The sequence below is a fragment of the Streptomyces sp. S.PB5 genome (assembly GCF_030403745.1).
In the GTDB taxonomy this organism is placed as follows: Bacteria; Actinomycetota; Actinomycetes; order Streptomycetales; family Streptomycetaceae; genus Streptomyces.
The window spans coordinates 42,181-60,674 of sequence record NZ_JAQMWP010000034.1; the positions used below are offsets into that span (position 1 = coordinate 42,181).

The following is an 18,494-nucleotide window of genomic DNA, read 5'->3' on the forward strand; positions in this document are numbered from 1 at the left end:
CCTCAGGCGACCGCGGTGACCGCCGGGTCCCCGTCGGAGCCCGCCGACAGGGCCGCGGGCAGATCGGGATGGACCTCGAAGACACCGGACAGGAGCGCGTATCGCAGGATGCGCCGGAAGGCCGCGCTGTCGGAGACCAGTCGCAGCCGGCCCCGCCGGGCCAGGACCCGATTGCGCGCCCGGCACAGCAGACCCAGCCCGCTGCAGTCGATGAAGGACACGCCCCGCAGGTCCAGCACCAGGTCGGGGGACGGGCCGGCGGTGAGCGCGTCCAGGCGGGCCGAGAGCCTCAGCGCCGCCACGACATCGAGTTCACCGCGCAGTTCGGCCACGGTCGCGCTGCCGACGACGACTTCCGTGGGGCAGGGCGCGGGCCTTGTGCGGTGTGTGGACATGGGTAAGAGGAAACCGGCGGGCACGGGCGGTGCAGAAGGGCCGTTCGGGCCCGTTCGCGCGGAACCGAACGGCCTTGTCCGGCGGGGTTCGGGGGCCCGGCTGAGGTGCGGCCGGGGCACGCGGCTCCGCTCCGCCGCGGCGGTGAGGCCGGCCTGTGTCCGGGCGTAAGACTTCCGTCATCTTTCATGGGCCCTGTACGAGCCGTCCTTTTCGTTGAATGGGAGGTGACGGGAAGTTCCTGGAAGGCAGGGCGGTAATGGGGCGGACGCAGAAGACGTTGCGTGGGCGGCTGTTCATCGGCGGGCTGGTGGCGGCCATCGCTGTGGTGGGGTTCGGGCTGTACTGGTTCCAGCCGTGGAAGCTGTGGCAGGACAAGACGGTGGACGAGGCACTGCCCGGTGTCGTGGCCGGCTCGGTACCTCCCGCAGCCGCACCCTCCGCCACCGGCTCGGCGGCCACCGACTCCGCGGCCGCCGGGCCCCGGACGCTGGCGAGCGGCGAACTGCTCAGCCACGAGCACGCCACCTCGGGCACGGTGAAGCTGGTGCGGCTCGCCGACGGCGCCCACGTCGTGCGGATCGAGGACCTCGACACGAGCAACGGCCCGGACCTGCGGGTGTGGTTGACCGACGCGCCGGTGAAGGAGGGGCGGGACGGCTGGCGGGTCTTCGACGACGGGAAGTACGTCAGTCTCGGCAAGCTCAAGGGCAACAAGGGCAGTCAGAACTACACGGTGCCCGAAGACGTGGACCTCTCCCGCTACACGAGCGTCAGCATCTGGTGCGACCGCTTCGACGTCTCCTTCGGCGCGGCCGAACTGGCCCGCGCCTGAAGGAGATCCACGGTCACCTGAGTCTGGAGCGGCGGGGTCAGGGCCTGCGCTCGTCGCCCTCGGCGGGGACGGGACGGCTCGGTCCGAAGGCGGGCGCCGAGACCGCCAGCGTGGCTGACCGCACGTGACGGCGGACATGGTGGACCGGTCCCAGGCCGTCGAGGGCCTGCGTCAGCTGCCGGCGGATTCGTTCGTCGGCGGAGGCGTCCACCACGGCGATGGTGGCGGCGTCGGTGTCCCGGGGGTGCAGGCGACCGAGTGTCGGGACGTCGCGGACACGGATGTCCGTCCGCGTCGCGTGGAGGAGCGCCGCTCTGACCAGTGGGCCGTCTCCCTGGCCGGCGACGAGGAGGATGTCGGACTGGGCCAGCACCGAGCCGACCGCGGTGTGCAGGTCGTCCATCGTGTAGCACCACTCGCGGGGATGCTGGCCCTTCAGGCGCGGAAAACGTCGGCGCAGCACGTTCAGGATCCGGGTCGCCTCGGTCACGGCGGTACCGGGGGCGACGACGAACGCCAGCCGGTCGGGGTCGGTGACCGTGAGGGCCTCGGCCTGCTGCGGTGTCGCGATCCGGCGCACCTGGGCGTGGAGTGTGCGAAGGGGAGCGCCCGGCCCCGTTCCGGAGCCGGGGGAGTCCGGCGTGTCCACGACGATCACCTCGTCGCCCCGGTCCATGAAGCGGCGTAAGGAGCGCCCGGCGCTCTCCTCGGATCCGCAGGCGGAGATGCTGGGGCATCCGCAGGCCCGCCAGGCGCCCCGGAAGCGGCCGGACTGCTGCCTCGGCACCGGGGTGCCGGGTGCCTGTGCGGTGTCCGGATGGCTCTCCGGCTGCTCAGGCCTCTCGTGGAGCACGTACAGCGCCCGGCGGGTGCGCAGCACGGCGGACCAGGACGCGATCTGTTCGCGGGCGAAGGCGGCGGTGGCGGTGTCCGAGTCGTCGACCGCGATGGCCAGCCCGCGGTGGCCGCCGTCCGTGTGCTCGTAGGAGACCGCGAAGACGGTCGTCGGGGCCGGGCCGTCGGATTCCAGGACCAGGTGGGGCAGGGACCGGGCGTGGGCCTCGTGCCCGGCCTGGTGGGCGTGCGCGGTCAGCAGATGATGAGCGGGACAGCCGATCGGACCTCGTAGCGGGTGTGTCCAGGAGGTGGCCACCACGAGGGTTCCCGGTGCGGGGGGAGGGGTGGTGGAGTGGAGGACTTCGGAGAGCACGCTTCGGTTCATCGTTCCTGATATGGCTGGTCGCGACGGGTGACAGGTCCATCCAAGGCGGCTCGGCCCGCTCGCTGCTGCCCGCGTTCCGGAACACCACCCCAATGGATCAGTGGTTCCCGCCGCGGTTCTTCCGCATCTCCCGCACACGCTCCAGCAGCAGGGCCGCGGCCTGGTTGGCGCCGTGCGGACGGACTCGGGCGGTCAGGACACGGAGCCGGTCGTCGGCACGTGCACTCGAGATACGCGGGTGGACGTCGAGGAAGGCGTGCCAGGTGTGGCATGCCCGGTCGAGGTGACCGATCGTCAACTGGGTCTCCGCGAGTTCGGCGAGGGAGATGGCGTGCGACCGCCGCTCCTCGGCGGGACGGTGGCGCAGCGAGCGGCCGAGTGCTTCCGCGGCGTCCTGGTGCCGGCCCTGGGCGCCGGCGACGGCCGCGTGCTGGAGGGCGAGGGAGCCCGGGTGGAAGGAACCGACCGGCGAGGTCCCGTTCGAGGAGGCTTCCAGGCATCGCTCCGCCAGGATGAGATGGCGGGTGTGGCCGCGGTGCATCGAGGCCGCTCCGGTCACCGCCAACTGGCCGAGGAGAAAAGCCTGTTGGTGAGGGGGAGTGTGCCGGATCCCGACGTGCACGGCCTGTTCGGCGAGGCGGTGGGCGTCCGTGTGGTGCCGGAGCGCGTGGGCCTGGACGCTCAGGCCGCGAAGGGCGAGGGCATAGCCCACGCGGTCTCCCGCCTCTCGGGCGAGTGCGGCACTGGTGAGATAGAAGTGCTGGGCCTCGGCCTGCCGGTTGGTGTCGAAGTGGGCGAACGCGTACAGGTAGGTGAGGCGGGCGGCGACGGTGAACAACTCCCGCCGCACAGCGGGCCTCACGTCCGCCTTGAGCCAGGGCAGCAGCGAGGTCGCCAGATACTGCCGCAGCGGGCGCCGTATCGCCCCGGCGCCGAGAATGGCGTCCCCGCGGGCGAGTACGGCGAGCAGTTCGCGCGCCGCGTCGACGTGGGCCATGCCGATGGCCGAACGGCCGGTGCCGGAGCGGGGAAGGGAATGCCGGCGGGCGGCCGGCGGCCAGTGCGGCACCACCAGGGCGCCCAGCGAGTAGGCGCCCAGCAATGCCGCCGTCCGGCGGTCGCTGAGACTCAGCAGATGATCGAGGTGGGCCACTCCGCTCCCTGGGACGGGTGAGGCGTCCTGCGGAACGCCCGGATTCTCCTCGTGTGCGGTCAGTCCAGTGTCCTGCGGCTCGAGACGTCTGCCCAGATGCCGGGAGAGGGCTTCGGCGACGAGGGAGGGTACGGGCTGCCGTGGCCGGCTGCCCGCCAGCCAGTGGGCCACCGACGTGCGGTCGTAGTGCAGGACGTCGCCCCGCTCGGCGCCGAGCGCGTTGACCTCCCGTGCCAGCCGGGCGCCGCTCCATCCCGCCTGGTCCAGGAGCCTTCGCAGGTCCTGGTTGGGTGTACGGGCAGATCGCACGGTCGTCGCTCCGCCTCTCGTGACGGCCGGTGACGCGGACGTTCAACGTCCGCGCAGGTTCAACGCTCTGTGCCGCCCCCGCAGGTGAGAAAGCCCTTGCGCGCGAGGCAAGCTCAGCTTGAGGCACGTCCAGGGCGGTGTGCAGGGCGCACCATGAGCGCCCCGCGTGACCGCCGCGGATGTGCGCGCCCTTTTCGTGCATCGACGTACGCCGGAGCGAGGGATGGAGATGACCACGAGCGCGTCGCGGATTCCTGACCGTCCGTCCGGCCGGTGGAGAACGGTGCATCTGTTTCCGGGGCAGGGCGACTTCTCCGTCAGTGCCCTGGTGGGTGCGGTCCGTGCCGAAGCGGCGCTGCGCATGGCCGCCGAGCAGGTTTTCGAGGTGGTCGACGAGGTGGCGGGGGAGCGCGGACTTCCCCTGCTGGGGCCCTGGTTGCTGGGGTCGGCGCCGCCCACCGCGAGGGAACTGGCCGACGCGGCCGTCGGCACGGCGCAACTCGCCCTGTTCGGCGCCTCCATGACCGTCCATCAGGCGCTGCGCCGGACGCACGGGACGCCGTCGGCCGCTGTCGGGGTGAGTTTCGGGGAGATCGCCGCGCTCACCGCCGCAGGCCTCCTCACCCTGGCCGACGGCGCTCGCGTCGCGCACGACCTCGCCCGCGTCCTGGCCTCCTGTCCCGGGGGCCTGACCCTCCTGGGCTGCCCGGAGAAGTGCGTACAGGACCTGATCGGCCGCGCGGGCGCGGAGTCCGTGGTGGTGGCCGTGGTCAACGACGACGACTCCGCAGTGATCGCCGGGCCCACGACCGGGCTCGCCCGCGTCGAGAAGGAGGCGGCACAGGCGGACGTGACCGCCGTGCGCCTCCGCCTTCCGTTCACCTCGCACCACCCCGCGCTCCAAGCCCAGTCGGAGATGTTCGAAGCAGCGTTACGGGCCTATGACCTGGGCGAGGGGCGCTTTCCCGTGTACTCGGCCGTGGCCGGCCGTGCCTACGCCGCCGACGACGACCTGCCCCGGCTGGTGGCCGACTGCCTGGTCCGGCCCGCGCGAGTGCCCGCCGTGCTGCGGCAGGCGGCCCTGCACTCACCGGACGTCGTCTTCGAGGCCGGCACCGGCAGCGCCCTTGCCTCCAGCGCCCGCCGGGTTCTGGCCGGGCACCCCGCGCTCGTACGTGCCCCACTCGCCGACCCCGTCTCTCCTTCCGACCGATGACCCTTCCCGCCCCCGGAGCCTGCTGATGCCCTCCACGCCCCAGCCCGCGGCCGCCCACGAAGCCTTACGGCGGCTTGTCGACGGGCCCTGTGATCCCTCCTACCTCTCCGCCCTCCACAAGGCACTGGCCGCCGACCCCGGTACGGACGGTGACCGCGGCGCGCGGCTGCTGCGCCGGCTACGGACGCTCGGGGAGGAACTGCCGCCCGCCCGCCGCCTCTTCGACGACCCCGCGCGGCTGGCCGCCCTGCACGGCTGGACGGTGGTGGCGGATCCCGCCCTGTGCCTGACGGCACTGGTCCACTACCTGCTCTGCCTCGGTTCCATGTCCCAGCTCTCCGATGATCCCGCTGCCTTGGAGACGCGGATGGCGGCGCTGGAATCCGGCCGCGCCAAGGGCGTCTACCTGATCACCGAGGTGGGGCAGGCGAACAGCCACCTGGCCACGGCCACCCGCGCCGAATTCGACGCGGAGCGCGGCGACTTCGTCCTGCGCACACCCGACCCCGGTGCCGCCAAGTTCTGCAGTGCCGGATCACGGTCCGTCCCGCAGACGGGTGTCGTGCTCGCCCGGCTGTTCGTCTCAGGAGCCGACCGGGGCGTGTTCGCGTTCGTGGCCGACATCACCGACGAGCACGGGCTGCTGCCGGGCGTCGAGATGTCCTCGGGGCTCGACATGGGCGCCCTGCCCCTGGACTACGTGCACATCCGCTTCCGCGACGTCCGCCTGCCCTTCGCGCACTGGCTCAGCGACGGCGCCCGAATCGGCGGCGACGGCACCTTCCGCGATCCGGCCGCGTCTCCCGGCCTGCGGCTGCAGCGCACCCTGCGGGTGGGCCAGGGACTGTGGGCGACGATGCCGTCGGTCGCGGCGGCGACCTGCCGCCAGTCCGCCGTCCAGGCCCTCAACCACGCACGGCAGCGCCGCACGCAGGGCGGCCTCGCCCCCGGCGCGCCGCTGCTCGGTTACCGCAGCCAGCAGCGCGCCCTGCTGGGGGCCCTCGCCGACGGCTTCGCCCTGACCTGCGCCGCCCGCCGGGCGACCGCCCTGTGGGCCGAATCCCTCGCGGCCCCTGGCGCCCAGGAGGCCGGAGCCGACCTCGGGTTCACACCGTGGGTCGCCGTCAGCGCACCCCTGGCCGCCTACAAGGCCCTCGCCGTGCGGACGGCGGCACGGGTCGCCGCCGAATGCCAGCGACGCTGTGGCTTCTCCGGCCACCTGGCCGTCAACGGCCTGGCCGGGCACCACGGCTTCCACCACGCCTTCGACACCGCCGGCGGGGACAGCCAGCTCATCCTCTACGACGTCGGCCGTACCCTCGTGGACCGGCATGTCCCGGCCCCGGCACCCGACGTACCCGACGGTCTGACCCCCCTCTCACCGCTGTGGTGGCCCGCGCTCGCCCGGCGCCATGAGCACCTCCTCGCCGAGCACCTGCGGGACCGGCTCGACCTGCGCGCCGAGGAGACCAGCGACCCCCTCGACCTGTGGAACCCCCTCCTGGAGGACGCCGGCCTGCTCGGTGAGCTGCACGCGGCCCGGCTCATGGCCGACGACGTGGCACACACCCTCGCGCACACGCCGGTGCCCGAACTCTCCCCCCTCGCCGCCCTGCACGGCGTCACCACCGCCCGCCGCTGGTCCGGTTCCCTCCTCGCCCGCGGCACGCTGCGGCCCGGGGACATCGACGCCCTCGCGACCGCCGCCGACCGGCTGTGTGATGAGCTCCTGCCCCAACTCCCGCTGCTCACCGATGCGTTCGCCTTCCCCGACGACATCGTCAGCGCCCCGCTCGCGGCCGCCGACCACAACGCGGCGATGGAGGCCGCGCTGACGTGGACGACGGGAGGGGCGGCATGACGGGGGCCGCCGACCGCCGTCGTGTCGGTGTCCTCGGCATGGGCACGTTTCTGCCGCCCCGGGTGCGCACCAACGCCGAAGTGGCCCGCGACGCCGGAATCACCGCCGAGTGGATCAGCCTGCGCACCGGTGTGCGGGAACGCCATGTCGCCGCTCCCGACGAGGCCGCCTCCGACCTGGCCGCGCATGCCGTGCGCGCCGCGGCCGACGCCGCGGGGATCGGCGTACGGGATCTCGGTCTGCTCGTCTGCGCGACCTCCACGCCCGACGAGCTGGGCCCGTCGACCGCCTGCCGGATCCAGGCCGCGCTGGGCGCCTCCCGGGCGGTCGCTCTGGACGTCGGTGCCGCCTGTTCCGGATGGCTGTTCGCCGCGAAGGTGGCGCACGACTGGCTCCTCGCCTCCCCGGAGATCCGGTACGCGGCGGTCGTCGGCGTCGAGGTGTACTCGAAGTTCCTCGACCCCGCCGACCGGGGCACCGCCGTGCTGTTCGCCGACGGAGCCGCCGCCTCCGTCCTCGCCCCGGTGGCCCACCCGCAGGGGTTCGCGCACCTCGCCCTCGGCTCCGACGGCACCCTGGCCGACCGTGTGCTCATCCCGGCGGGCGGCAGCCGGCTGCCCGCCGCCGAGGCCACCGTGGCGCGTGGCGAGCACCGCATCCGTATGGACGGCCGCACCATCAGCCGCTTCGTCACCGAGGTCTTCCCACGCCTGATCACCGGCACCCTCGACCGGGCCGGCCTGCGCATCGAGGACATCGACCGCGTCGTCGCCCACCAGCCCAACCCGGTACTGCTGCGCCGTATCGGAGCCGAACTGGGCATCCCCGCCGACCGGTTGGTCGTCGTCGGCGACGAGGTGGGCAACATCGGCGCCGCCAGCACGCCGTACGCCCTCGCCGCCGCCGCACCCGGACTGCGGGCCGGCGACCGGGTGCTGCTCGCCGTGTTCGGCGCCGGCATGACCTGGGGCAGCGGGCTGCTCACCTGGAGCGGGGCGCCCGCGCGCACCGCGGCTTCCCCGTCCTGCCCGCCACTCGAAGCACCCATGACAGAAGGAGCCCCGCGATGAACGCCGTTGACCTCTTCCGCCTGGACGGCGCCCGCGCCCTGGTGACCGGTGCCTCCCGGGGCATCGGCAAGGCCGTCGCCCTGGCCCTGGCCGACGCCGGCTGCGACCTGGCGCTCACGGCCCGCACCCTGCCCGCCCTCGAGGACACCGCGCGGTCGGTCCAGGACCGCGGCCGCAAGACCGCGGTCCTGGACGGAGACCTGGCCGAAGCGGGCGTCGCCGCCGACCTCGTCGACCGGGCCGCCGCCGCACTGGGCGGCCTCGACGTGGTCGTCCACAACGCCGGCACGCTCCCCACCACGGAGGACGGCGCCCCGCTTCTTGCGCCCCTGCAACACGCCAGGCAGCAGGACTGGGACGCCGTGGTCGCGGTCAACCTCAATGCCACGGCGGCCCTGTGCCGCGCCGCCCATCCCCACCTCGCCGCCTCCGGGCGGGCCAGTCTCGTGGTGATGTCGTCCGTCGCCGGAATCGCCGGCACCCCGATGATGGAGGCGTACGCCGCCACCAAGGCCGCGCAGCTCTCCCTGACCCGCTCGCTCGCCGTCGGATGGGCCCGCCAGGGCATCCGCGTCAACGCCCTGTGCCCCGGCTGGACCCGCACCGACATGACCGCGTTCGCCGCCGACACCGGGCCCGTGTCGGAGTGGCTCACCAGCCATGTCCCGATGGGGCGTTGGGCCACCGCCGACGAGGTGGTCGGCGCCGCCCTGTTCCTCGCCTCCCCGGCCTCGTCGTTCGTGACCGGGCACGCCCTGGTCGTCGACGGCGGCCTTGCGGTACCGGACGGGGGACTGGCGGGATACCCGAAGCCGGCCTCGCCGTTCCTCGCCGCGTGAGGGTCCGCCCATGATGTCTTCAGCCGAGAACCATGCCTCACGCTCCGGCGACCGCACCGCGGTCATCACGGGGATCGGGGCCTGTCTGCCGGAACACGTCGTCGACAACGACGCCGTGATCGCGCGCGGCGCGCTGCGCACCGACGACACCTGGATCCGCACCCGGACCGGCATCGCGCGCCGCCGCCACGCCGCGGCAGGCACGAGCACGGGCGACCTCGCCGTGGGCGCCGGCCGCGCAGCCCTCGCGTCCGCCGCGGGCCACCGCCCCGACATGCTGGTGCTGGCCACGACCACCCCCGACCACCCCTGTCCCGCGACCGCCCCGGCCGTCGCCCACCGGCTGGGGCTGGGCACGATCCCCGCGTTCGACCTCGCCGCGGTCTGCTCGGGATTCCTGTACGCCCTCGCCACCGCGACCGCGCTGGTCCGTGCCGGCACCTGCTCGACTCCGCTGGTGATCGGGGCCGACACGTTCACGACGATCGTCGACCCCCGGGACCGGGAGACCGCCCCGATCTTCGGCGACGGCGCCGCGGCGGTCCTGCTCGGCCCCGGACACCCCGATGCCCCGGGAGCGGTCATCGCCACCGACCTCGGAGCCGACGGCAGCGGCAGTGACCTGATCACCGTGCCCGGCGGCGGATCCCGCCACCCCCGCAGGCCGCCGCCCCAGGGGGAGCCGGACCCGTACTGCTTCCGCATGCAGGGGCGTACGGTCTACGCGCACGCCGTGCGCCGGATGACCGAGTCCTCCCGTCGCGTCCTCGGCCAGGCCGGCTGGCACCCCGGCACGCTCGGGGCCTTCATCGGCCACCAGGCCAACCAGCGCATCCTAGACGCCGTCGCCGAACGCCTCGGCATCGCGCCGGACCGCCGTTTCGGCACCATCCACGACACCGGCAACACCGCCGCCGCGTCCATCCCCCTGGTCATGGCCGACCCCGCGGTGCACGCCGCCGTCGAGCCCGGCGAACGGACCCTGCTCACCGCCTTCGGCGGCGGCCTCACCTGGGCCTCCGTCGCCCTCAACTGGCCTGACACAGCGCCCGGATCGCAGCCCCCGAGCCGGCCCGACAGCGCGTCCGCGCGGGCCGCCGACCTCTCAAGGAGCCCCTCATGGATCACGACCACTCCGGCATCCGCACCCGCCTCGTGACCATCCTCGGCGACAAGTTCGAAGTCCCCGCCGACCGGATCACCGAGGACGCCACGCTCCAGGAACTGGAGCTGGACTCCCTGGCCGTGGTGGAGCTCTACGTCACCCTGCAGGAGGAATGGCAGATCCCCCTCGACGACTCCACGGCCTCCGACGAGCTCACGGTCGGCGACGTGACCCGCGCGGTGGCCGAGCTCCTCGGGGAGTCCGACCGCGGAGCGGTGTGATGCGCGGCGAGGAACCCGCCGTCACCGGGATCGGCCTGGTCACCCCCGGCGGCATCGGCACGGAGGCGACCTGGGAGACGGTGTGTGCCGGACGGCCGACGGCGCGCACCGACCCCGCCCTGCACGGCCTCCCCGTGAACATGTCCTGCCGCGTACCACCGCTCGACGAACGGCCGGGCAGAGTCTGGCGCCACGACCGGGCCACCCGGATCCTGCTGCTCGCGGCCGAGGAGGCCCTCGCCTCGGCGGGGCTGGCCGAGCGGGACTGGGACCCCGCCCGGGTCGCCGTGGTCGTCGGAACCGCAGCGGGCGGCATCGGCACCCTGGAGACCCAGCACCACAAGCTGCTCACCGCCGGACACACCACCGTGTCCCCCATGACCCTGCCCGCCTTCCTGCCGAACATGGCCGCAGGCCACCTCGCCCTCGCACTCGGCACCACCGGCCCCTCCCTGCAGACCTCCACGGCCTGCGCCTCCGGGGCGACAGCCCTCATCACCGCCTGCCTGCTCCTGCGCACGGGGGCCTGCGACATCGCCGTCGCAGGCGGCACCGACGCGATGGTCACCCCGCTGTGCGCCGCCGCCTTCGCCAAGATCGGGGCGCTCTCCCGCCGCCGGCACGAACCCGACCGCGCCTCACGGCCCTTCGACAAGGAACGCGACGGATTCGTCCTCGGCGAGGGCAGCGCCCTGCTGGTCCTCGAACGCCGCAGCCACGCCGAGGCCCGGGGCGTCAGACCCCTCGCCCTCCTGGCCGGCCACGGCAGCACCAGCGACGCCCACCACCCGACCGCACCGCACCCCGGGGGAGCCGGTCTGCGAGCGGCGATCGCGGCGGCTCTCACCGACGCCGGAGCCGGGCCCGGCGACGTCGACCACATCAACGCCCACGGCACGAGCACCCCGCTCAACGACAAGGCGGAAGCGGCCGTCGTCCGCGACCTGTTCGCGGCCCGGCACCCACCGGTCACCTCGGCCAAAGGTGCCCTCGGGCACACCATGGGAGCCGCAGGGGCCATCGAGGCCGCCCTCACCGTCCTGACCATCGCCCGCGGCACGATCCCCCCGACCGCCAACTTCGAATCCCCCGACGACACGACCGCCGGCATCGACGTCGTCACCGGCACCGGCCGCACCCAGCACCCACGACTGGCCCTCAGCCACTCCCTCGGCTTCGGAGGACACAACACCGTGCTCGCCTTCGCATCCGCCTGAGCCCGACGTCCAGGGCCGCTTTCCGGCCCGGAGGGACCCATGGCCCCTCTCCCGGGGCGCCCGCCCCGCCGAGCATGGGACGCAGACCACCGCACCCGGTGAAGGACGGTCCCATGTACGCCAACGACGGTTTCCGCGAACTCGACCGTACCGAGTGCCTGCACCTGCTGGCCGGGCCGCCGGTCGGCCGGATCGTCCACACGCACAAGGCCCTGCCCGCCGTCCTGCCGGTCAATTTCGGCCTCGACGGCGGCGCCGTCGTGCTGCGGACGGCGGCGGCCTCCGAGCTGGTCCGCGCGATCGACGGCGTGGTCGTCGCCTTCGAGGCGGACGAGGTCGACGCCGTCGCCCGGTCCGGCTGGAGCGTGGTCGTCACCGGCCGGGCGGCCGTGGTGACCGATCCGGCCGAGCACGCACGGCTGTGCCGGGTGGGACCGCGCTCCTGGGCGCCCTCACCCATGGAGGTCTTCGTGCGCATCGAGCCGGAACTGGTCACCGGACGCCAACTCGTCGGCGGACGCACGCGCTACGGCGTGGACTTCCCCGCGTGAGCGACGCACCGGCACGGCACATCGGCATCACCCGGGAACATCGGAAAGGAACAGTGTCATGACTACCCAGCCCGTGGTCGTCGGAGTGGACGGCTCACTGATCGCCGTACGCGCGCTGGACCGGGCCGCTCAGGAGGCCGTGGCCCGCGGCGTCGGACTGCGCATCGTCCACGCCGTGTCCGACCGGGACACCGCCGGACCGGTTCTGGCCTCGGCCGTCGAACGCGTCCGTGCCCACCACCCCGGGCTGCCGGTCGTGACCGCGGCCTCCGAGGCCGGCACGGTGCGGACCCTGGTGCAGGAGAGCGAGGGCGCGGCACTGACCGTGGTCGGCAACCGGGGCCTCGGCGGGTTCGCCGGGCTCCTCGTGGGCTCGGTCGGTCTGCGCCTTGCGGCACACACCCGCAGCCCGCTTCTCGTGGTCCGCGGCGACCACCCGTGCGACGGCGACCGGGACGTGCTGCTGGGCCTGGCGGGCGACGCCGACGCGGACGCCGCGGCCTACGCCTTCCAGGAGGCCGAGCGGCGCGGCGCCCGGCTGCGTGTCCTGCACTCCTGGGTGCACCGGCACGTCGTACCCGAACTGCCCTCCATGGTGCCCGCGACCAGCCCCGGCCAGCGCGAACTGGCCCGGACCGACGCGGCCGAGGAAGCCGTACCGCGGTTCAGCATGGCCGCGCTGCACGATCGCCACCCCGCGGTCGCGGTCGAGGCCCGCACGGTCCGCACCAGCCCCGCGCACGCACTGCTGGAAGCCACGCGTGAGGCCGGTCTCGCCGTCGTCGGCGTGCACCACCACACCGGCCGGATGCGGCCGCGCCTGGGCCCGGTCGCCCACACGCTGCTGCACCGCTCGCACTGCCCCGTGGTGTTCGTGCCCAGCGGCTGAGCGGTCCCGAGGGCCCCTGGGGATGGCCCGGTCGGCCCTGTCGGGTACCCGGCGGGCGAGAGCAGGGTGGAAGGCGCATACCGGCACGTGCGACTTCGACCCCGCAGCCCGCCCACCCTGGAAGGGACCCGACATGTCCGTCGACACACCGCAGGCGTCCACCGCCTCGCTCACCGACGAGGAACTCAAGGCCCTGGACGCCCACTGGCGTGCCGCGAACTACCTGGCGGTCGGCCAGATCTACCTGATGGCGAACCCGCTGCTGACCGAGCCGCTGCGCGCCGAGCACGTCAAGCCGCGGCTGCTGGGTCACTGGGGCACGTCCCCCGGCCTGAACCTGGTGCACACCCACCTCAACCGCGTCGTCAAGGCCCGCGGCCAGGACGCCCTGTGCATCTGGGGGCCCGGCCACGGCGGCCCCGCCGTCCTCGCCAACGCCTGGCTGGAGGGCAGCTACAGCGAGACCTACCCGGACGTCCCGCGGGACGCCGCGGGCATGGCCCGCCTGTTCAAGCAGTTCTCGTTCCCCGGCGGTGTCCCGAGCCATGTCGCCCCCGAGACCCCGGGCTCCATCCACGAGGGCGGCGAGCTGGGCTATTCGCTGTCCCACGCCTACGGCGCCGCCCTCGACAACCCCGACCTGCTCGTCGCCTGCGTCATCGGCGACGGGGAGGCCGAGACCGGTCCGCTGGCCGCGTCCTGGCACTCCGACAAGTTCCTCGACCCGGTCCACGACGGCGCGGTCCTGCCGATCCTCCACCTCAACGGCTACAAGATCGCCAACCCGACGGTGCTGGCCCGCCTCCCCGAGTCCGAACTCGACGCACTGCTGCGGGGATACGGACACAGCCCGATCCACGTCACCGGCGACGACCCCATGACCGTGCACCGGGCCATGGCCGCAGCCATGGACGACGCCCTGGAACGGATCGCCGCCATCCAGAGCTCGGCCCGTGAGGGCGGCGTCAGCGAACGCCCGCACTGGCCCGTGATCGTCCTGCGCACCCCGAAGGGCTGGACCGGACCGGCCGAGGTCGACGGCCTGCCCGTGGAAGGCACCTGGCGCTCCCACCAGGTGCCGCTGGCGTCCGTCCGCGACAACCCCGAGCATCTGCGGCAGCTGGAGCAGTGGCTGCGCTCGTACCGCCCGGAGGAACTCTTCGACGAGCACGGCCGGCCCCGCGAGCAGGTCCTGGCCTGCGTCCCCGAAGGCCCCCGGCGCCTGGGCGCCACCCCGCACGCCAACGGCGGGCTGCTGCTGCGCGAGCTGCCCCTGCCGCCGCTGGAGCGCTACGCCGTGCCCGTGGACAAGCCCGGCGCCACCCTGCACGAACCCACCCGGGTCCTCGGCGACCTGCTCGAACACGTCATGCGGGAGACCCGGCAGCGGCGCGACTTCCGCATCGTGGGCCCCGACGAGACCGCCTCCAACCGGCTCCAGGCCGTCTTCGACGCCAGCGGCAAGGCCTGGCAGGCCCAGACCCTCCCGGTCGACGAACACCTCGAACGGCACGGCCGGGTCATGGAGATCCTCTCCGAACACACCTGCCAGGGCTGGCTGGAGGGCTACCTCCTGACCGGCCGGCACGGACTGTTCTCCTGCTACGAGGCCTTCGTCCACATCGTCGACTCGATGGTCAACCAGCACATCAAATGGCTCCGCGTCACCCGCCGGCTGCCGTGGCGCGCCCCCATCGCCTCGCTCAACTACCTGCTGACCTCCCATGTCTGGCGCCAGGACCACAACGGCTTCTCCCACCAGGACCCCGGCTTCGTCGACCACATCCTCAACAAGAGCCCCGAGGCGGTACGGGTCTACTTCCCGCCGGACGCCAACACCCTGCTGTCGGTCGCGGACCACGCGCTGCGCAGCCGCGACTACGTCAACGTGATCGTCGCCGGCAAACAGCCCTGCTACGACTGGCTGTCCATGGAACAGGCGAAGGTGCACTGCGCCCGCGGTGCCGGCATCTGGGACTGGGCGGGCACCGAGGACGGCACCCGGGAGCCCGACGTGGTGCTCGCCTGCGCGGGCGACGTCCCCACCCAGGAGACCCTGGCCGCCGCCAAGTTGCTCCGCCGCCACCTGCCCCAGCTCGCGGTCCGCGTCGTCAACGTGGTCGACATCGCCCGGCTCATGCCGAGCGACGAACACCCGCACGGAATGAGCGACTTCGAGTACGACGGCCTCTTCACCGCCGACAAGCCGGTGATCTTCGCCTACCACGGCTACCCCTGGCTCATCCACCGCCTCGCCTACCGCCGCACCGGCCACCCGCAGCTGCATGTGCGCGGCTACAAGGAGATCGGCACCACGACCACCCCCTTCGACATGGTGGTCAGCAACGACCTCGACCGGTACCGCCTCGTCATGGACGTCATCGACCGCGTCCCCGGCCTCGCGGTGCGCGCCGCGGCCGTACGGCAGGAGATGGAGGACGCCCGGCTGCGCCACCACGCCTGGATCCGCGAGCACGGCACCGACCTGCCCGAGATCGCCGACTGGTCCTGGGACGGCTGAACGGGCCGTCGAGCAGGGCCGTCCGGCCCCACGGCAGGGGGCTCGCAGCCCCTGCGAACCGGAGCGCGGAAGCGGGACATTGATGACGCGACGAAGACATCAAGACACCGCGTTGATCCTCTGGAAGGGATGAGCACCATGGCTGTGCAGGACAACCCGCACCGGCACCTGGGATTCCACCTCCCGTCCCGGCGCAGGACCGGGACGGCCGCGGCGACGGCGGACACCACGACCGCCGCGACGACCGCGACCCGCGCATACGTGTTCGCCGGACTGCGACTGCTGACCGGGTTCGTCTTCCTGTGGGCGTTCCTGGACAAGACCTTCGGGTTCGGTTACGCCACCCCCTCCGGCAAGGGCTGGATCGACGGCGGCTCGCCGACCAAGGGCTTCCTCAGCTCAGTCGCGGCCGGCCCGATGGAGTCGACGTTCCACGACTGGGCCGGGGACACCTGGGCGAACTGGCTGTTCATGCTCGGCCTGCTCGGCGTCGGCGTGGCGCTGACCCTGGGCATCGGGCTGCGACTGGCCGCCGTGGCCGGCACGGCCATGATGGCGCTGATGTGGATCGCGGAGTGGCCGCCCGCCAAGCACCTGTCCGACGGGTCGCTGAGCATGTCGACCAACCCGTTCGCCGAGTACCACGTCGTCTACGCCGTCGTCCTGATCGCCCTCGCGGTCGCGGGCGCCGGTGCCACCTGGGGCCTGGGGAAGGCCTGGGCCCGTCTGCCCTTCGTCAGCCGTAACCGCTGGCTGATCTGACGGGCACGCTCCGGAGCGGGGCACCGCCGCGGTGACGCGGCGGTGCCCCGTTTCCGCGTGTCCATGAACGACAGGGCCGAACGGCCCTGGCCGTTGGTCCCGGAGAGGAGGAGGATCGGAGCCGGGAGCCGATCCGCCGGTGGGCGGAGCTCGGCGGACGACACGAGGAGCTTGTGATGCCAGACACCGGGCAACCCGGTCCCGACAGCCCGATCCGGGTCTTCCTGCTGGACGACCACGAGGTCGTACGGCGCGGGGTCCACGATCTGCTGAACGACGAGCCGGACATCACGGTGGTCGGCGAGGCCGGCACGGTGGAGCAGGCCCTGGTGCGCGTTCCCGCGCTCCGCCCGCAGGTAGCCGTCCTGGACGTCCGCCTCCCGGACGGAGACGGCGTGACCGTGTGCCGTGAGCTGCGCTCGCGGATGCCGGAGCTGGCCTGTCTGATGCTGACCTCGTTCGACGACGAGGAGGCCCTGCTGGACTCGATCATGGCGGGGGCCGCCGGATACGTCCTGAAGCAGATCCGGGGGTCGGACCTGGTGGCGGCCGTCCGCACGGTCGCCGCGGGCCAGTCGCTGCTCGACCCGAGCGCCACCACCCGGCTGATGGCGCGGCTGCGCCAGGACCAGCAGCAGGAGGAGGAGCCGGACGCGCTGCCGGGCCTGACCGACCGCGAGCGGGAGATCCTGGCCCTGATCGGCGAAGGGCTCACCAACCGCCAGATCGGCCAGCGGCTCTTCCTCGCGGAGAAGACGGTGAAGAACCACATCTCCCGCCTCCTGGCCAAGCTGGGAGTGGAGCGCCGTATCCAGGCCGCCGTCATCGCCACCCAGGCCCAGGACAGGCTCCGCCAGGAAAGCAGCTGAGCCCGCCGACAAGACTCGCCGAGGGGGCCGAACGTCCCTGGACCGGCCCCCGTGCGACCCAAGCCCGATCGTGTGCCCGGCCAGCAGGCTGGAGGCGAACACAGACGCGAAGCGATCGGGAGGGCGACGGACATGAGTGTGCGCGTGGGCATCAACGGTTTCGGCCGTATCGGGCGGAACTACCTGCGGCTGGTGCTGGAGCGGGCGGAGACCTCCGCCGGGACCCCGGTCGAGGTGGTGGCGGTCAACGACATCACCTCGCCGGCGGCGCTGGCGCATCTGCTGACCTATGACTCGACGTACGGCCGCCTGGGCCGCACCGTCGAGCACGACGAGAACTCCCTCACGGTGGACGGGCACCGCATCGCCGTGACCGCCGAACGCGACCCGGCCGCGCTGGCCTGGGGCGACCTCGGCGTGGACGTCGTGATCGAGTCGACCGGCCGCTTCCGCACCCGCGAGCAGGCCGGGGCGCACCTGAAGGCGGGGGCCCGCAAGGTCCTGCTCTCGGTGCCGGGCAAGGACGTCGACGCCACGGTCGTGATGGGCGTCAACGAGAGCGCGTACGACCCGGAGAACCACCACGTGGTCTCCAACGCCTCCTGCACCACCAACTGCGTGGCCCCCATGGTCAAGGTCCTCGACGAGCACTTCGGCATCGTCAAGGGGCTCATGACCACCATCCACGGCTACACCAACGACCAGGTCGTCCTGGACGGCCCGCACAAGGACCTGCGCCGGGGCCGCAGCGCCGCCGTGAACATCATTCCCACGTCCACGGGGGCCGCCCGTGCCGTCGGGCTGGTGCTTCCGGAACTGGCCGGGACCCTGGACGGGATCGCCGTACGTGTCCCCGTCGAGGACGGCTCGCTGACCGATCTCGCCGTGGTGCTCGACCGGGCGGTGACCGTGGAGGAGATCAACGCGGCGTTCCGGGAGGCCGCGGACGGACCGCTCAAGGGCGTGCTGCGGGTGTCGGACGCCCCGATCGTCTCCCGCGACGTGGTCGGCGACCCGGCCTCCTGCGTGCTGGACGCCCCTCTGACGCAGGCCCACGGCGAACTGGTCAAGATCTTCGGCTGGTACGACAACGAGTGGGGCTACACCAACCGGCTGCTCGACCTCACCGAGTACGTCGCCGCCCGCCTGCCCAAGAACTGACGGAGGGTGAAGAACATGAAGGCAGCAGTGGTGACCGACTTCGGTAAGCCTCTGGAGATCCGGGAGCTGGCCGTGCCGGAGCCGGGTGCGGGGCAGGTGTTGGTGCGGATGGAGGCGTCGGGTCTGTGTCACACGGACATTCATGCTGCGCATGGTGACTGGCCGGTCAAGCCGCGGCCGCCGTTCGTTCCCGGGCATGAGGGCATCGGCCCGGTCACGGCGGTCGGCGCGGGCGTGGCG

18 protein-coding genes are annotated in these 18,494 nt (G+C 73.0%); 15 read left to right on the forward strand and 3 right to left on the reverse strand.

The window, feature by feature from the left end; all coding sequences use genetic code 11:
* Positions 1 to 2: 2 nt before the first annotated feature.
* Complete coding sequence (locus PH203_RS46885; protein ID WP_289928817.1) at positions 3 to 395, reverse strand: STAS domain-containing protein; 393 nt, start codon at positions 393 to 395, stop codon at positions 3 to 5.
* A gap of 257 nt (positions 396 to 652) precedes the next feature.
* Between PH203_RS46885 and PH203_RS46890 the strand changes: the two genes are divergently transcribed.
* On the forward strand, positions 653 to 1,228 hold the full coding sequence (locus PH203_RS46890; protein WP_289928818.1) for a DM13 domain-containing protein: 576 nt from the start codon (positions 653 to 655) through the stop codon (positions 1,226 to 1,228).
* A gap of 37 nt (positions 1,229 to 1,265) precedes the next feature.
* Here the strand turns inward: PH203_RS46890 and PH203_RS46895 are convergent, their stop codons facing one another.
* Positions 1,266 to 2,450 (reverse strand): 4-hydroxy-3-methylbut-2-enyl diphosphate reductase, encoded by a 1,185-nt coding sequence (locus PH203_RS46895; RefSeq protein WP_289928820.1) that lies wholly within the window; start codon positions 2,448 to 2,450, stop codon positions 1,266 to 1,268.
* A 97-nt stretch (positions 2,451 to 2,547) separates the two neighbouring features.
* On the reverse strand, positions 2,548 to 3,912 hold the full coding sequence (locus tag PH203_RS46900; protein WP_289928821.1) for a hypothetical protein: 1,365 nt from the start codon (positions 3,910 to 3,912) through the stop codon (positions 2,548 to 2,550).
* Between the two features lie 283 nt (positions 3,913 to 4,195).
* On the opposite strand from PH203_RS46900, the gene PH203_RS46905 reads away from it, so the two are divergent.
* From PH203_RS46905 to PH203_RS46970, 14 genes are all read left to right on the forward strand, one after another.
* Positions 4,196 to 5,128, forward strand: coding sequence for an acyltransferase domain-containing protein (locus PH203_RS46905; RefSeq protein ID WP_289928822.1), 933 nt, complete (start codon positions 4,196 to 4,198; stop codon positions 5,126 to 5,128).
* A gap of 25 nt (positions 5,129 to 5,153) precedes the next feature.
* Positions 5,154 to 6,989, forward strand: coding sequence for an acyl-CoA dehydrogenase (locus tag PH203_RS46910; protein ID WP_289928824.1), 1,836 nt, complete (start codon positions 5,154 to 5,156; stop codon positions 6,987 to 6,989).
* Entirely contained in the window at positions 6,986 to 8,059 is a 1,074-nt protein-coding gene (locus PH203_RS46915) for a ketoacyl-ACP synthase III (RefSeq protein WP_289928843.1), read from the forward strand. The genes PH203_RS46910 and PH203_RS46915 overlap by 4 nt, the downstream gene beginning before the upstream one ends.
* The gene (locus PH203_RS46920; protein WP_289928826.1) at positions 8,056 to 8,898 is read left to right on the forward strand and encodes an SDR family NAD(P)-dependent oxidoreductase; all 843 of its coding nucleotides are present in this window, start codon (positions 8,056 to 8,058) and stop codon (positions 8,896 to 8,898) included. The genes PH203_RS46915 and PH203_RS46920 overlap by 4 nt, the downstream gene beginning before the upstream one ends.
* A 10-nt stretch (positions 8,899 to 8,908) precedes the next feature.
* Positions 8,909 to 10,057: a beta-ketoacyl-ACP synthase III gene (locus PH203_RS46925; protein WP_289928827.1), complete on the forward strand. Its 1,149-nt coding sequence runs from the start codon at positions 8,909 to 8,911 to the stop codon at positions 10,055 to 10,057.
* Positions 10,018 to 10,284, forward strand: a complete 267-nt coding sequence (locus tag PH203_RS46930) for an acyl carrier protein (protein ID WP_289928829.1) — start codon at positions 10,018 to 10,020, stop codon at positions 10,282 to 10,284. Before PH203_RS46925 ends, PH203_RS46930 begins: the two co-directional genes overlap by 40 nt.
* Positions 10,284 to 11,501: a beta-ketoacyl-[acyl-carrier-protein] synthase family protein gene (locus PH203_RS46935; RefSeq protein ID WP_289928830.1), complete on the forward strand. Its 1,218-nt coding sequence runs from the start codon at positions 10,284 to 10,286 to the stop codon at positions 11,499 to 11,501. Before PH203_RS46930 ends, PH203_RS46935 begins: the two co-directional genes overlap by 1 nt.
* Before the next feature lie 113 nt (positions 11,502 to 11,614).
* On the forward strand, positions 11,615 to 12,052 hold the full coding sequence (locus tag PH203_RS46940; protein ID WP_289928831.1) for a pyridoxamine 5'-phosphate oxidase family protein: 438 nt from the start codon (positions 11,615 to 11,617) through the stop codon (positions 12,050 to 12,052).
* A 58-nt stretch (positions 12,053 to 12,110) separates the two neighbouring features.
* On the forward strand, positions 12,111 to 12,941 hold the full coding sequence (locus PH203_RS46945; RefSeq protein WP_289928832.1) for a universal stress protein: 831 nt from the start codon (positions 12,111 to 12,113) through the stop codon (positions 12,939 to 12,941).
* Positions 12,942 to 13,074: 133 nt separating this feature from the next.
* Positions 13,075 to 15,462 (forward strand): phosphoketolase family protein, encoded by a 2,388-nt coding sequence (locus PH203_RS46950; protein ID WP_289928833.1) that lies wholly within the window; start codon positions 13,075 to 13,077, stop codon positions 15,460 to 15,462.
* Positions 15,463 to 15,600: 138 nt separating this feature from the next.
* Positions 15,601 to 16,224, forward strand: a complete 624-nt coding sequence (locus PH203_RS46955; protein WP_289928834.1) for a DoxX family membrane protein — start codon at positions 15,601 to 15,603, stop codon at positions 16,222 to 16,224.
* A 176-nt stretch (positions 16,225 to 16,400) separates the two neighbouring features.
* The gene (locus PH203_RS46960; protein ID WP_289928835.1) at positions 16,401 to 17,093 is read left to right on the forward strand and encodes a response regulator transcription factor; all 693 of its coding nucleotides are present in this window, start codon (positions 16,401 to 16,403) and stop codon (positions 17,091 to 17,093) included.
* Between the two features lie 132 nt (positions 17,094 to 17,225).
* Entirely contained in the window at positions 17,226 to 18,254 is a 1,029-nt protein-coding gene (gap, locus tag PH203_RS46965; protein ID WP_289928836.1) for a type I glyceraldehyde-3-phosphate dehydrogenase, read from the forward strand.
* A gap of 15 nt (positions 18,255 to 18,269) precedes the next feature.
* Positions 18,270 to 18,494: alcohol dehydrogenase catalytic domain-containing protein (locus PH203_RS46970; protein ID WP_289928837.1), on the forward strand; the 225-nt coding region annotated here is incomplete at its 3' end.

Bases quoted from the DNA above. Each gene is read 5' to 3' on its own strand.
- gap (WP_289928836.1), top strand. From the start codon at position 17,226: ATGAGTGTGCGCGTGGGCATCAACGGTTTCGGCCGTATCGGGCGGAAC.
- PH203_RS46890 (WP_289928818.1), top strand. From the start codon at position 653: ATGGGGCGGACGCAGAAGACGTTGCGTGGGCGGCTGTTCATCGGCGGG.
- PH203_RS46895 (WP_289928820.1), bottom strand. From the start codon at position 2,450: ATGAACCGAAGCGTGCTCTCCGAAGTCCTCCACTCCACCACCCCTCCC.
- PH203_RS46885 (WP_289928817.1), bottom strand. From the start codon at position 395: ATGTCCACACACCGCACAAGGCCCGCGCCCTGCCCCACGGAAGTCGTC.
- PH203_RS46950 (WP_289928833.1), top strand. From the start codon at position 13,075: ATGTCCGTCGACACACCGCAGGCGTCCACCGCCTCGCTCACCGACGAG.
- PH203_RS46925 (WP_289928827.1), top strand. From the start codon at position 8,909: ATGATGTCTTCAGCCGAGAACCATGCCTCACGCTCCGGCGACCGCACC.
- PH203_RS46945 (WP_289928832.1), top strand. From the start codon at position 12,111: ATGACTACCCAGCCCGTGGTCGTCGGAGTGGACGGCTCACTGATCGCC.
- PH203_RS46960 (WP_289928835.1), top strand. From the start codon at position 16,401: ATGCCAGACACCGGGCAACCCGGTCCCGACAGCCCGATCCGGGTCTTC.
- PH203_RS46915 (WP_289928843.1), top strand. From the start codon at position 6,986: ATGACGGGGGCCGCCGACCGCCGTCGTGTCGGTGTCCTCGGCATGGGC.
- PH203_RS46930 (WP_289928829.1), top strand. From the start codon at position 10,018: ATGGATCACGACCACTCCGGCATCCGCACCCGCCTCGTGACCATCCTC.
- PH203_RS46935 (WP_289928830.1), top strand. From the start codon at position 10,284: ATGCGCGGCGAGGAACCCGCCGTCACCGGGATCGGCCTGGTCACCCCC.
- PH203_RS46940 (WP_289928831.1), top strand. From the start codon at position 11,615: ATGTACGCCAACGACGGTTTCCGCGAACTCGACCGTACCGAGTGCCTG.
- PH203_RS46920 (WP_289928826.1), top strand. From the start codon at position 8,056: ATGAACGCCGTTGACCTCTTCCGCCTGGACGGCGCCCGCGCCCTGGTG.
- PH203_RS46955 (WP_289928834.1), top strand. From the start codon at position 15,601: ATGGCTGTGCAGGACAACCCGCACCGGCACCTGGGATTCCACCTCCCG.
- PH203_RS46910 (WP_289928824.1), top strand. From the start codon at position 5,154: ATGCCCTCCACGCCCCAGCCCGCGGCCGCCCACGAAGCCTTACGGCGG.